At 59.8% G+C, this 12,850-nt stretch carries 13 protein-coding genes; 1 reads left to right on the top strand and 12 read right to left on the bottom strand.

Annotated features, from left to right (window positions below; all coding sequences use genetic code 11):
- The first annotated feature begins 257 nt into the window (after positions 1-257).
- Positions 258-1,360 (top strand): IS3 family transposase gene (locus ACP2AH_RS18910; RefSeq protein WP_425104891.1). Its coding sequence is split into 2 segments (ribosomal slippage): positions 258-519 and positions 519-1,360, totalling 1,104 coding nucleotides; the frame shifts between segments, so codons are not numbered across the junction.
- Positions 1,361-1,408: 48 nt separating this feature from the next.
- On the opposite strand, the gene ACP2AH_RS18905 is transcribed toward ACP2AH_RS18910, so the two are convergent.
- The 12 genes from ACP2AH_RS18905 to ACP2AH_RS18850 form a co-directional block, all read right to left on the bottom strand.
- On the bottom strand, positions 1,409-2,527 hold the full coding sequence (locus ACP2AH_RS18905; protein ID WP_425107222.1) for a hypothetical protein: 1,119 nt from the start codon (positions 2,525-2,527) through the stop codon (positions 1,409-1,411).
- A complete protein-coding gene (locus tag ACP2AH_RS18900; protein ID WP_425107221.1) occupies positions 2,527-3,528 on the bottom strand; it encodes a hypothetical protein in 1,002 nt (333 codons plus the stop codon). Before ACP2AH_RS18900 ends, ACP2AH_RS18905 begins: the two co-directional genes overlap by 1 nt.
- Before the next feature lies 1 nt (position 3,529).
- Positions 3,530-3,952, bottom strand: a complete 423-nt coding sequence (locus tag ACP2AH_RS18895) for a hypothetical protein (protein ID WP_425107220.1) — start codon at positions 3,950-3,952, stop codon at positions 3,530-3,532.
- Complete coding sequence (locus ACP2AH_RS18890) at positions 3,937-4,308, bottom strand: hypothetical protein (RefSeq protein WP_425107219.1); 372 nt, start codon at positions 4,306-4,308, stop codon at positions 3,937-3,939. Before ACP2AH_RS18890 ends, ACP2AH_RS18895 begins: the two co-directional genes overlap by 16 nt.
- Positions 4,308-5,798 carry a hypothetical protein gene (locus tag ACP2AH_RS18885; RefSeq protein WP_425107218.1) on the bottom strand — a complete coding sequence of 497 codons (1,491 nt, stop codon included), beginning with the start codon at positions 5,796-5,798 and terminating at the stop codon, positions 4,308-4,310. Before ACP2AH_RS18885 ends, ACP2AH_RS18890 begins: the two co-directional genes overlap by 1 nt.
- A complete protein-coding gene (locus ACP2AH_RS18880; RefSeq protein ID WP_425107217.1) occupies positions 5,798-6,418 on the bottom strand; it encodes a phage adaptor protein in 621 nt (206 codons plus the stop codon). Before ACP2AH_RS18880 ends, ACP2AH_RS18885 begins: the two co-directional genes overlap by 1 nt.
- Before the next feature lie 2 nt (positions 6,419-6,420).
- A complete protein-coding gene (locus tag ACP2AH_RS18875) occupies positions 6,421-6,789 on the bottom strand; it encodes a hypothetical protein (protein ID WP_425107216.1) in 369 nt (122 codons plus the stop codon).
- A complete protein-coding gene (locus ACP2AH_RS18870) occupies positions 6,790-7,056 on the bottom strand; it encodes a hypothetical protein (protein WP_425107215.1) in 267 nt (88 codons plus the stop codon).
- A gap of 45 nt (positions 7,057-7,101) precedes the next feature.
- Positions 7,102-8,073: an SU10 major capsid protein gene (locus ACP2AH_RS18865; RefSeq protein ID WP_425107214.1), complete on the bottom strand. Its 972-nt coding sequence runs from the start codon at positions 8,071-8,073 to the stop codon at positions 7,102-7,104.
- A 6-nt stretch (positions 8,074-8,079) separates the two neighbouring features.
- Entirely contained in the window at positions 8,080-9,075 is a 996-nt protein-coding gene (locus ACP2AH_RS18860; protein WP_425107213.1) for a hypothetical protein, read from the bottom strand.
- Positions 9,076-9,385: 310 nt separating this feature from the next.
- Positions 9,386-11,506 (bottom strand): portal protein, encoded by a 2,121-nt coding sequence (locus ACP2AH_RS18855; RefSeq protein ID WP_425107212.1) that lies wholly within the window; start codon positions 11,504-11,506, stop codon positions 9,386-9,388.
- On the bottom strand, positions 11,507-12,841 hold the full coding sequence (locus tag ACP2AH_RS18850) for a terminase large subunit domain-containing protein (RefSeq protein WP_425107211.1): 1,335 nt from the start codon (positions 12,839-12,841) through the stop codon (positions 11,507-11,509).
- Between the last annotated feature and the right edge of the window lie 9 nt (positions 12,842-12,850).

Here is a 12,850-nt window from a genome sequence, read left to right as displayed (position 1 = left end):
ATTCAACCCTCCCGGTGGTGGGATTGAACTTCAGCACGCGTGCGGACGGTGTTGTGGCCGATGTGGAGGACGCCGCCGGGGTAAGCAGCTCGTTCTCTTTGAAGATCGGGCCAAGCTTGGCGGTTTCGTCGTAAAATCCCTCCAGGCTGTTGTCAGAGCGCAGAAGGCGGCGGGCATGATCTGATCCCCGAAAACTGGACCGTTTGAAGGTGGAGTTTTCCGCGTCAAAATCCCCTGGCTGGGAGGAGCGGAAGACGATGAAGGCATCGAAGTTTTCGGACGCGCAGAAGGCGTTCATCCTGAAGCAGGGAGCAGACGGCGTGCCGGTGGCGGATATCTGCCGGCGGGCCGGGATCAGCCAGGCGACCTACTTCAACTGGAAGAAAAAATACGAGGGGCTCGCCCCGCTCGAGATGAGGCGGCTGAAGCAGCTCGAGGATGAGAACACGAAGCTGCGCAAGCTCGTCGCCGACCTCTCGCTCGACCGGGAGATGTTGCAGGATATCGTCCGCCGAAAAATCTGAGGCCTGGTCGCAAGCGCGAGCTCGTCGGCATGATGTGTGGCGAGTGGCAGGTGTCGATCCGCCGGGCCTGTGCGGCCCTGGAGTTCGACACGTCCACCTACCACTATAGATCCTGCCGGCCCGACCAGGCCCCGTTGGCGGCCCGCATCAAGACGATCTGCGAAACCCGTGTCCGCTATGGCTATCGGCGCGTGCAGGTGCTGCTGCGCCGGGAGGGCTGGATGATCAACCAGAAGCGAACCCGTAGGATCTATAATGAGTTAGGCCTAAAGCTGCGCAACAAGACGCCCAAGCATCGGGTCAAGGCGAAGCTGAGAGAGGACCGGGCACCGGCCACCCGGCCGAACGATGTCTGGGCCATGGACTTTGTCCATGACCAGCTCGCCACCGGCCGCAAGATCCGCGTGCTGACGGTCGTCGACACCTTCTCGCGCTTCTCGCCGGTGGTCGATCCGCGCTTCAGCTATCGGGCCGAGCACGTGGTCGCGACCCTCGAAAGGGTCTGCGCCAAGGTGGGCTATCCACGCACGATCCGTGTCGACCAGGGCTCGGAGTTCATCTCCCGCGACCTCGATCTGTGGGCCTATGCGAAGGGGGTGACGCTGGACTTCTCCCGGCCGGGAAAGCCCACCGACAACGCCTTCATCGAGGCATTCAACGGCCGCTTCCGAAGCGAGTGCCTGAACACGCACTGGTTCCTGACGCTTGCGGACGCGGCCGAAAAGATGGAGACTTGGCTCAGATACTACAACGAGGATCGGCCGCACGGGGCCATCGGCCACAAGCCCCCGATCGCGTTGCAGAACCCCGGCGGCGTAGCCAGCCCACCGCCGTGAAGCAGGCCGGAAACTCCAGCTTCCGGCGGTCCAGAAAATGGTCTCGGATCAGGCAATCTTCTCTTCCTGTTTCCGGCGATCCAGGATGCGCTCGTAGCCGTCCACGATCTTGTCGATGCCGTTCTGCGAGTTCCAGAGGCTCGGCAGGCTGTTTAGGAACATCTGCACGTCAGTGTCGCTGCTGGAGCCGCTGCCGGGCGTGCGCATGGCCGGAGCCAGCCGGGAAGCGATGGACTGGATGGTTTCCGCCTCGGACATTCCAGCAAGTTCGTTATCGCTGAGGCCAAGGGCCTTACCAAAGGCCAGGCGGGCGGCGCCGGTTCCGCCCAGCTTCGTGTTCTTGGCCAGCGAGCGCACACGTTGCAGCTCAGGCACCAGGTCGGAGAGCTTCTTTGTCTGTCCGGCAATTTCACCGAATGTGTCGGTATCGACCTTGGCAATGCCGCTGGTGACCGCTTCTGCCTGAGACGCGCGGGTCTTAGGCGTGCCCTGGTAATCGAACATGCCAGCGTCTGGCACCTGCCCCTGTGCTGGCGGCGGCATAAGCACTTGGCCATCCGGCAATGGTGCCGCGTTGGGCGGTGGCAGCACGCCCTGGGCTGCACCAGCGCCAGTGGGCGATTGATATGGCTGGTTACCGGGAAGAATTGCTTTCGGCAGGTTCACGAACGCGCCAGTCGTGCTGTTGAAGGTTGGAGAAAGGCGCGAAGCCGTATCAACCACCGACTGCGCAATGGACTTGTCGCGGGCGCTGGATGCGGGATCGCGCAGCACCTGCATGGCACGGGCAAGATCGCCCTCAAACCCGCTGCTCCGCACGCCATATTGTGCATTGCGCTGTGCCTCAGCCGTCATTGCATCCACCTGCTGCTGGCGCTGCTGGTTCTCAAGACCCTGCTGGCGGATCTGGTCAAGCTGCCCAAGCGTTGCGCTGCCAGCCTGCCCGAATGCGCCAAGCGTGGTGGCGCCAGGCTGCGAACTGGCGGCCATCAAGTTTAGGCCAAGCCGCGTCAGCGAGTTGGCGAACGTCGGGCTTTCCAAAATCGGATTGGTGCGCTGCTGGGTGGCCGGTGCTGCGGCAACCGGTGGCTCTGGAGACTGCGGCAGCGACAGGTAGCGGAGAACGCCGCTCTGTGGTTGGCCCGAAAGGAGATCAAGGATGCCCATTATGCCCAGTTGATCCCATAAGCCCTGGACAAGGAGTCGGACATCGGTTGCGAGTTCCAGTTGATCCCATAAGCCCTGGACAAGGAGTCGGACATCGGTTGCGAGTTCCACCCGCCTGCGCTTCCAGTACCCGGAACGCCGCCACCACCGAACAGGCCTTGAGATGCAGTACCGGCTGCGGCGCCACCAGCGGGGCCTCCGAAATAATAACCTGCTCCGGTCAGTGCCAACCCGGCTATCTGGCCGAGCGCATCGCTCTTTGGAACCTGTTGTGTATTTGTAACTGTGGAACCCGCACCTGGCGTCAGGATACCAAGACGTTGTAGGAACTGGTTCAGTGCTTCACCTTGCGCATTCGCATCGTAGGTGTATCGGGCAACGCTCTCATCTATGCCCTTCTGCGTTTGCGCTTCATTCTTGGCCCCTACCTGGCCAAGTGCCGCAATGTCTGTGTAGTCCTGCGCAGCCAATGCGGGAGCCAACCCGGCAGCTGACAGCTGGTTCTGCCGCTCCTGATTGTAGTTATTGTACGACATCGTGGTGGCGTTATCGGAAAGCTGGCGCGCCAGCGTTTCGCGGGCCTGGTCTTGGGCATTGGCATACAGGCCGGAGCCGTATCGGCCAGAGCGCGCACTACCGCTTGCGATAGTGGGAAACACGCTGCTCTGGTAATTGCTCACGGTGCCCCTGTTGGCAACGTCGATGGCGCCGGAAAGGTAGGGGTTGCCGTTCAGGTACGTTCCGTTGAGCGTATCCGTGATGTTGGTCTGGGCAGCATCGACCACCGGGCTTCCGTTTGTGGCACGCGCCACGGTCATATCCATGGCCTGCTGCGTCTCCGGCGACAGGTCAGCATAGGTCTGGCCGGGGTAGAAAGCAGGCGCGCCCTGGTCATAGAGTGAGCGCGCTTCATCCAGAGCAAATTTCTGCTGATCAGATATCCACGAAGGCGGCGCCGTCGTGGAGGTCGTAGTCTGCGTCTTGCTCTTGCCGCTAGTCACTCTACAAAGCTTTCTCCACCGTTATCGCCACCTTGCGAAAACCCTTATCTTTCAGGACACGCTCCCAACCACAGCGGCCAGATGCCTGAAGGTATTCACAGCCCTTACTCTTTGCCCAAGCAGAAATTAAGTCAATTCCTTTTATCCACTTCGGCATATCCTCGCCGCCGATAGCTGTTACCTCGGCGACACGCCCCCGATGCGTTTCCTTTATCTCCAATGTGACCGCCATGTTCATGTGGCCACCATCAAGAGCGTAAAAACCAACAACCTCATTCCGGGATAATGCTTTGAAGGTGGCTTCTTTTTCTATCTGCACCGCGGGATCAAATTCGTTGGCCTTGGACAAAAGTTCCCAGAACTGCGGCCAGAGCGCATCCAGCTCATGCGGCAGTAGTCCATGAAGGGTTACACCCCAATCCATTCCACCCCCGTGCTGACCAGATGCTTGACTGAATAGCCCCCTGCCAGAGTGACGCTGGCAGCGCCATTCACCGCCTCCCCGTCCGCAGCCGCTATGGTGACCGTGTTGCCGCTGGCATCGGTGCGCACCACCGCCACCACGTCGCGGGCAAAATCCTTTGCGGCCGGAAGGGTCACCAGCACGGCCCCGCCACTGGCATCGACCACCACCCACTCGTTGCTCGCGGTGATGGTGTGGTCACCGCTCGCCGTGACGATGTAGGGGCGCGCGTAGTCGAACAGGCGCTTCAGGTTGTCGGCCAGGCTGCGGACATAATCCGGGCTGTTATCGGTACGAACCGTCAGGGAAAGCTGCATCAGCGCATCCCCGTTGCCTTGGCCCTGAACTGGAGGCCACGCACGTAACTCCAGGCCCCTGACAAGGTGAACCGCGCCTTGTGAAAGCGCGCGTCAACCCGGCCGCAATATTCGCCGGTAGCCGCACTGAACGCCAGACTGGCACTCTCGGTGTGGGCCTCCGTCGGCAGGTTCCGGCTGAGAACCTTCACGTCAACCGTAGGCGCATCCGACACCAGGAAAATCGAGGATATGAGCGCCCGGCCATTGAGGTTAAGGCGCGCTTCCACACACTCCAGCGTGGCCTCCATCGGCTCGCCGTTGAAATACCCGAGCACGCCGTCCGAATTGAACGCCGCGGGCAGCGTGGCGCCGCCGGCATATGCCGCGCTATCCAGCGACAGGGGAATGTCTTCCAGGTTGCCGTATTCCTCGCCAAGATCCTCGATTGTCTTTCCGACCTGTAGGCTGACGAACGACACCGCCACATCCTGCTCGACGATTGTCCAGCGCAGATCCGACCAGCTGTAGACCAGCATTTTATCGGGAAGACCGTTGGGGCTCAGATTGCTCACATACGCCCAAGTGGCGATCTTCTTCATGGGATTAATGGAAGCGGCAATCTGAGGAATTGAACCGGGCTTGAGGTCGGCCAGGAACGTCTTTTCGATCTTTTTATCGCTGATATCGATAATTGACGTGCCGTCAAACAAACAGAACCCATCTTCAGCACGGAAGAAAATGCGGTTACCCCATCCCACAACGGTGTTTCCTCCCACCGTACCCTGGTTTGTAACTATCGTTTCAAAGGTAAATACCCCCGGCGTGCCGACATAGGATGCCCGTATGATGGCTGCCCTTTTCAGGATGATGGCGTAGTTCTGATAGCCTAGGACGGCCAGCGCCTCGCCAAACTCGTCTTCCAGATCCTGAAAGTCTGACTGCGTGATGGGAGAAACCGCCCAGGCCTCGGTATTATCCAGACCGCACCAGCGGCTGCGTTTTGGGCGGGCGCCATCTTCATCATCGAATGTGTTGACCATCATGACGAAGTTGTTCACCACCGTCATGGCGCGGCATTTGGGTGCGTTCGGCAACGCGGCAAAGGATGTGCTCACGCCCAGGTCAAAACACTGCGTATCGTCGGTGTAGTTAGCGGCGATCACGCGATCACCGTACTGCGTGAATACCCACCGGCCGCCATCCGGCACGGCATACGCTCCCCCCTCCTCACGCGAGACATCCGTCCATGAGAAGCCGTTCAGCTTGAAGAGGCCGGTTTCCGTCCCGGCAAACAAATGGACATTCCCGCTGCTGTCGCGAACCGCAACAGCCCCGCGGCATACCCCGCCCAGTGTGTCGGCGCCGTAAGCGGTGAATGAATTGAATGGCGCGTAATCCGAGCCCTGGCTGATGCAGTTCAGCGCAACGCTGCTGTAGGGTGAGAACGGCCCGGCAACGTCCGGGCGCCACTCCCCGATAGCCTGAATATCGGACAGCGCGGGCTGCATTACATGAACTTCCGGTGAAATGACGTCGAGCCCTGCACCAGCTTCCGCCGGTTCAGCTCGCGGCGGAAATCATCCAGCGCCGGGGCGTACATGGTGTTGATTTCGGCTATCTGAGCGTCCTGCATGTAGGTCTTGGCGTGACCCAGAGATCCGTAGAGGTAGAGGTTAGGGAACTCCTCCAGCACCCAGTTTGTGGTGACCGCATCCGACAGCGGAACAAAGTTCTCCCGGTAGATGGCCCGCAGCTCATATGCGCCGTCGGGAACGGGCGCCAGGCGCACGGTGTTGGCGCCTTCCCATGAGAACTCGCACGGGGCGCCGGAGATATTGGCGCGCGGCCCTTCCAGAAGCGCCAAGGGAGAGCGCTGGGTCATTTTTGGCATGCCAACGCGAACATGTGCCAGAGCCGATACGCCCTTGGCCGTGGCAGGCAGGCTTACCGTCGCAGTGCCCGGCGTGGTGGTGATGACGGTGGTGGTAATCTGTTCGAGCGCGCTCACCTTCGGGCGAAGGTCGGCCTCAAACAACGCGATGAATGTCGAAACCTTGGCCGCAAGGTCAGGTCTGGCCAGCCAGTCCGCAATCTCATCCTTCAAACCGGCATAGCTATCCAGGGCCACCCTTACAGTCTTCCGTTATAGGTTTTAAGATTGCAGTAATCCGACGAGTTGAGCAGCGCGCGAAGCTTTGCCTTAAACTCATCCTTTGTCAGGCCGTTGCGCGCGGGCGACAGCGTGACGTTAAAGCCAAACTTCTTGATCCACTCGAATACGACCGTTGGGGGAATAACAGCGAATGGCTGCTGGTCTATCGCCTCGGCATCGTTCCGGCGATGGCGCAGGCCGCTGGTGCGGATGTCTGCAGCATGCTTCAGGACAGCCTCTACGTCCTCCGTGCGGGTGACGTTTACCCGGCGGCGCCCACCACCAAGATTCTCGATTTCGATCTTGGTGATGAGCCCGTCACTCTGAAGGCGTAGCGGTTTGGCCATTTAAAGCGGCCTTTCAGGGCCTTCGCCATCCGCCACCATACCAAAGGCCGCACGAACGCGCTTATATTGCTCAGAAATGCGCTTAATCTCGAAATCCAGCGATTCAGCCTGAACCTTCATCGCTGTCAGGCGATTATCGTATTCAATAGTGAGCGTGCGCAGAACCTCCGTTAATTGGCTGAACTGATCAGTGGACTGCAACTGCTGCGCACCACACAACGTCTGATTCTTTGCGTAGTTCTTTGCGATATCGCTAGTGTTGTTCATAGGTATTCTTTCTTGATTAATTGGGGGGCGGTTGCCCGCCCCGTTTTAGGCAGCGATCAGATCAGCAATCAGACCGTTGGCTGCTTCGTTTTCGCACTTCAGCATGTACTCGGAAATGAGCTGGTGCTTGGTGTTGTCACCCGTTTTTCCGAGTTCCTGGCTGACGAACTTCCGGCCCTTCAGGTAGGACACGCCCCACTTGTCGGGAGACAGCAGAGCGATCACGTCGTCGTCCATATGGCGGTTGGTGACCAGGTTGAGGTCGCCGAAGTCGGTTTCGTAGACGCGCACGCTGGTGACCAACTTGCCCTCCATGAACTCAACCCGGTTATTCATGGTGTTCTGGGTCATCAGCTCGCTGACACTCTTGCGGCGCGTTGTGCCAACCATCATCACCGTTGGCCACTCGCTGCTGTTGTCGTAGCACTTCTCAGCAAGATCAGTGATCTGAGCAGCGTCAAACGCCCGCGGCGTTCCAGGAACACGAGCAACCGGCAGGCCGTTCGTGATCACCGGGTCGGTGCCGTCGTTAGCCTTGTTGGTGTTGGTCTTGATCCATGCCTGCATCGTGCCGGTCAGGCGCGTTGGGGCACCATCACTGCCGGCGGATGCCGACTGGTTGCCGAGCAGGATTTTCTCCATGTCGCGGCGAAGCTCAAGACCCTTCTTGATCTTCTGGCGCAGGTACTCGTCCTCGGCACCGGCCACGTCAATCGCGCGGGCGCTGCCGGACACGACAAAGGCTTTATCGGAGATCTGCGTGACGTTGCCCACGCGTACCGGAGGGGTAAGCGCTTCCGGGCTGGCATCCGCGCCTTCCATTCGGGCGTTGGTTGTGTCAGCAGCCGCCAAGGTATCTGTCGTCCAGTCCTTCTGCGTGTTGCTGGCTTCCTCCGCATCACCGATCATGCTCATAAAAGGCGTGTCGGTGGGCGAGATCATGCTGATGGTATCGGCATAATCCTCATGGTCATTGGTTAAGTCGTAGCTGTCGTACGTATTTGCTGGCTGAGCCATTTTGTTTTATTCCCGTAAGGGTTGTTGTTTTGAGGCCTTGAGCCGAGCCAGAGCGTTCTTCACGTTCGGGTTCTTTTCAAAGGCATCCCTTGCGGCCAACTTCTGCACAGCATTCGGGTCTTGCTTCGGTGCTTCTCCCGAGGGAGCCAGAGCCTTCGCTTCCTTGGCGGCCTTGCGGACGCCATTGCCGATGTTCTGGTTACGCTCGTCCCACTTCCGGGCCTTGTCCACGATCAGCCAGGCGCGGTGGTCAGCCAAATCGGCTAGCTCCGCATCCTCAAAGCCAAGGCTCTTCAGGTAACCAACCGTCTTCTGCACGTACTGGGGATTCGCAAAGTCGGCGTTGGCCTTCTTCAGCAAATCCGCCTGCTGCGCCTCAAACTGGTCACGCTCGGCTTTGGCCTGTTGATCTTGCTGTGCTTGCACGCGTCGCTGTTCGGCCACTACCGCCTGGTAGCGGTCAATGGCTTCCTTACCCTGAAGATACCGGGTGTTGGCCTCGGCACGCTTTGCGGGGTCGGTTTCGACGGTGGCTGCATGAAGCAGCGCACTCAGTTGGTTCTGGTCCGGCAGGTTCGGGCGGATCATCTGCGCGAGCTGACCCAGATTCTGCTGGTATTGGTTGGCCAGGCCATTCACCTGGTCTTTCAGCGTGGTCACCTCGCGCTCGCGCGCCAGGATCTCGTGCTGTTTTCCCTCAAGGTGTTTGGCCGAGGAATAGGTCTGTGTCAGCTCCGACAACGGAACCTGCCGAGCTTCACCATTCACCTTTACGGTGAACGTGGGCTCGCCGGAACCGGCCGCGCCATCATCATCCTGTCCGCCACCATCCGCCGGAGCATCGGCCGCACCATCTCCCTCGGGCTCTCCTTCGCCGCTTCCCTGCCCATCGGCAGAGGGCGCGTCGGCACCGTCATTGGGTTGGCCACTGGCTTCAGCCGCCTTCGCGGAGGCCGCGTCACGCTTTGCCTTGAGCATGGCAAAAGCGTCGCTTTCGTTCATTTGTTTCGGCTGCTCGACAGCAGGGCTCCGTTCCCCTTGCACCGCTGGTGCGGCGGGGGTCTGAGCTTCTTTAATGTTCGTCACGCCTGTTTACTTTCGTTGCGTTACGCCGCTGCGAGGGGCCTTGGCTTCCTGGGCAGCAGCCTCCATGCGCCCGGAACTGACGATATTCGCCAGCTCGGTCTTAACGGCTTCAAGCCCGCGCAGTTCGCACCACGCCAGCTCTCGCTTGTCCGCCGTTAAAGCTTGTTTCCACCGGGAAATAATGTCGCGCTCAACGCGCTCGCAGGCATCCTTAAAGAATGGGGCATTAAGCAGCGTTTGCGCTTGGTTGGCTGCCTCTATCCTGCTCATTATCGTTCGCGGTCACCATTTTTTCAATTTCGGCCAGAGTCTTGAAACTCTGCATCTGTAGCTTTTCACGTTCCCTAACGTCCTGCAACCAGATTTCCAATACCTTTACCTTGGTATCTGTCTGGTGCTTTTGCACGTCAGCTTTAAGCTTGGCTTCCTCAATGGCGTTCTTGGAAACCAGTTCCGCTTCAGCCACATCAATGGCGGTTGGGGACGGGGGTTGTGGCTCTGGCGGATTTGCCACAGGGTCAGTGAGATAGCGGCCCTTGGTCACCAGTCCCTGCGCCACCAGCAGGTCTTGCAGCACGTTGTAGGCGTTCTCCAGCGACACCAGCGGGCCATCTACGCCGCCCTGCAACCCGACAACCTCCTTCATCACGTTGTATGCGCTGTTGAGCGAGGCAATCTTCTCCAGGCGGTCAGCATAGCCGAGGCCGACCTTGATCACCGTGTTGCGCTGGGTGCGCCAGTCGGTGGGGTTCACGGCCACGTATTTGCCCATGAACTCGAACATCCGCTCGCGCTTCTCGTTCTTCATCACCAGTTCGCGCACATGCTCCATGAGCGAACGCACGCCGGTTTCGGCAAAGGTGCGCAGCATCATCTTCACCCGCAGCAGGCTCTGGCTCATGATCATGGCGCCCATCATGTTGGTGCTGTCTGCCAATGCCTGTGAATCGAGACCAGCCGCCTGCTTGGACAGGCCTGTGCGGGCTTCCAGCATCCCTTGCAGGTACTCCATGATTGGCAGCGTCATCGTCCCGGTGTTGGGCGGTGCTGTCCATTGCAGGCTGTCAGCAATGTTACCGCGCACACGAACGGGATGGCCGGGAACGGTCTGCATCAGATCGTTGAACGTATCTTCTGTGGTGTTGTTCTCGTTCAAAACCGGCCGCTGGCGGTTGCTGGCCACGACAGAGTTGAGCGACTGGCGCCACAGCACGGTATGAATATCCTGAAGGTCGTTCACCAGCTCGGCGGCCGAGCCCCCGTGGTGCTGGTGCGGGGCAATAATAGGCGTCCACGCGTGGTAGGGAATGCGGGAGACCAGCTCCTGCGAGAGAACGATGCTGCTGCCGGCGCCGCCGGTGCACACCTTCCAGAGCTTGATGATGCCGCTGTTGTCCAGGTCGGTGCGGATGTAGTGCTCGCGCACCTCCACAATGGCGTCGTCACCGCGGGCCGGGCTAGCCAAATCGTTTGACGTTCCCTGATTGCTGGCGCGCTCTTTCGCTTCCGGGTCATCCAGCTGCGGCGAGATCGTCGAGAGCTTGTCCACCAGTGCCGGGTCATAACCCATGGCCTTCAGCTCGCCGCGCGTCTTGTCCACGATGCGTTCGGCGACATAGCGGGCCTCGGATAGATCCACTTTCGTGTATCCCTCTTCCACCACGATGTTCTCCGGCGCGACGGCAGCAATGCGCACCTGCTCGTTCAGATCCTCGCGCACCAGGTCGATATTGACGGTCATCGCCTGCACCATCTCCGGCGGCAATGTGGCAAGCGCTTCAAGGCTTGGTATCTCCTTACCGGTGGGCAGGAAGCCCCTGACGGCGATTTGCAGGATGTTCCCGGCGTCCGCAGTCACCTTGTCTGCTTCATCGAGCGAAAGGCCCTGATAGCTCTCAGGCACGACCTTGGCCTCGGTGTTCCACCAGGCTTTGACGTAGCCGTTCTTCTGTAAAAGACCGTCCTTGACCCATGCCACAAACAGCTCAAAGCCACGGTTCTGTGTAAACATCACATGCTGGGTATAGGCCGTTTCCAGCTTGGCCTGCTCCACATCGTCATCATTATTCGGCTCAAACACCCCTGCCCCTTCGCTGGTCATGAAGGGTTCCAGCATCTGGGGAAGCAGGGTTTCGATCACATCGCGCACCTCGGCGGTGGTGATCTGGCTTTCCCCCTCATTGCTGGGGATGTGATCCATTTCCTGCCGGTAGTATTCCAGCATATCGCGGCGGGTCTCGCGCACCTTGTTGGTGGCGTCATACGCCGACTGGAAACGGTTGTTCAGGTACGCGGCAGTGCCACCGTCCGTTCTTATTGGCTTTTGTGACAATACCTTACGCGCCATCTAAACTATCCCTACTTTAGGCATTCTGAACGATACCCCGGAATTATTACGCCGTACAGCACCAACCTTTAACCCGGTCATTACCGCGTAGCGCGTCGCATCCATAAGGTGGTCACTTTCTTTGTTGATCAGGCCTTTCTCGTTCCGCGCATAAAGGTGAAACTCCTGCTGCCAGGCTGCGCATGTATTGAACACCTTAAACCGCCCGGTGTGCATGCGGGTCAGCACTTCATCAATCCCCGCCTCTACCGAGTTATCGGCAGGCGTCAGGTTCAACCCAACCCGCCGGGCGCGGTTCAGGAATGTCTCGCCGTCCTGCTGGTTGCGCTGTCCGCCAGCCGGGTCACAGGTGCCGGGTATCCAGTTGGCACCCATCCCCTGAAGGTGCAGAGCGTGCCCTTCCAACGTGCGCTCGCCCTGCTTGTATTCCGATGTCACGTATACGGTGTCGGTGTCCCGGTCATGGGCGAGGAACACCGCCGCCGTATTGTGCCAGCCAAAGTCGAGGCCATAGCAGCGGGGCCAGTAGGCCGGGATTTCCCGCGGCTCGACCAGAAGCTTGTTGATGTCCACCGGGTACACCAGGCCGCTCCCCACCGAAGGAACGCCGTTGGTGCGAGCCTCGCGCTCGTGCGGCCGGTAGCTGTCGATGATCTGCTGGCGCTGTTCCGGTGAGATGTGCTTGGCGTCAGCAATGCCCATGCAGACCAGGGCGCGATCCTTGGTCGGGTTCTTCCAGAAGTCGAACACCAGCCGGGTCATGCCCATGAGGGGCGTAAACGTCAGAAAGACGATGCCGCCGGTGGCGTTGGTGCGGCTCAGAGCCTCGGAGTGGATATCATCGGGCGGCTCTTCATCCTCCCACACCACGTCCACGCTGGCGGCCTGCCACTTCTGGCGGCCCTGCGCGTAGTTCTTGAAGTTCAGGACACTCTCGCCGCCGGAGACGTGCCGCACCCGCATGAAGTCCACGGCGTCGCGGATGCCGTGGCTGGCTTTGGCAACATTCGTGATGAGTGATGTGGCGATTGTGCCACTTCCGGGCTCGCCCATGGTGCCAAGCAGCTTGTTCTGCGGGCCGTCGCGGGTGCTTTCTGCGGTCACCCCGCCGCACCACGCCAACACAGGGCGATTAAAACGCTTTCCCTCCCACCATTCGGGATAGATGCCTGTCAGGTGGAACGTGGTCTCAGCAGCCCCTGCAAGCGTCTTTCCAAGCTGGTTGCCCGCGGACAGGCAGCGTTCCCGCTTGGTGGCGCCCAGCCGGTGAAACTCCAGCTGCTTGTCGTATGGCTCATATATCTCGCCACGAAGTTTAAGCTCCTCGCGAGCCATTGATGCCAG

The sequence above is a fragment of the Ancylobacter sp. genome (genome assembly GCF_965249975.1).
Lineage (GTDB): Bacteria > Pseudomonadota > Alphaproteobacteria > Rhizobiales > Xanthobacteraceae > Ancylobacter.
The sequence above is the reverse complement of the archived record's forward strand: the minus strand, read 5'-3'. Positions and strand labels throughout refer to the sequence as shown.

What these genes read in the sequence shown, in the direction of transcription:
- ACP2AH_RS18905 (WP_425107222.1), bottom strand. Translation starts at nt 2,527, where the DNA reads ATGGGCATCCTTGATCTCCTTTCGGGCCAACCACAGAGCGGCGTTCTC.
- ACP2AH_RS18895 (WP_425107220.1), bottom strand. Translation starts at nt 3,952, where the DNA reads ATGGATTGGGGTGTAACCCTTCATGGACTACTGCCGCATGAGCTGGAT.
- ACP2AH_RS18890 (WP_425107219.1), bottom strand. Translation starts at nt 4,308, where the DNA reads ATGCAGCTTTCCCTGACGGTTCGTACCGATAACAGCCCGGATTATGTC.
- ACP2AH_RS18885 (WP_425107218.1), bottom strand. Translation starts at nt 5,798, where the DNA reads ATGCAGCCCGCGCTGTCCGATATTCAGGCTATCGGGGAGTGGCGCCCG.
- ACP2AH_RS18875 (WP_425107216.1), bottom strand. Translation starts at nt 6,789, where the DNA reads ATGGCCAAACCGCTACGCCTTCAGAGTGACGGGCTCATCACCAAGATC.
- ACP2AH_RS18870 (WP_425107215.1), bottom strand. Translation starts at nt 7,056, where the DNA reads ATGAACAACACTAGCGATATCGCAAAGAACTACGCAAAGAATCAGACG.
- ACP2AH_RS18865 (WP_425107214.1), bottom strand. Translation starts at nt 8,073, where the DNA reads ATGGCTCAGCCAGCAAATACGTACGACAGCTACGACTTAACCAATGAC.
- ACP2AH_RS18860 (WP_425107213.1), bottom strand. Translation starts at nt 9,075, where the DNA reads ATGAACGAAAGCGACGCTTTTGCCATGCTCAAGGCAAAGCGTGACGCG.
- ACP2AH_RS18855 (WP_425107212.1), bottom strand. Translation starts at nt 11,506, where the DNA reads ATGGCGCGTAAGGTATTGTCACAAAAGCCAATAAGAACGGACGGTGGC.
- ACP2AH_RS18850 (WP_425107211.1), bottom strand. Translation starts at nt 12,841, where the DNA reads ATGGCTCGCGAGGAGCTTAAACTTCGTGGCGAGATATATGAGCCATAC.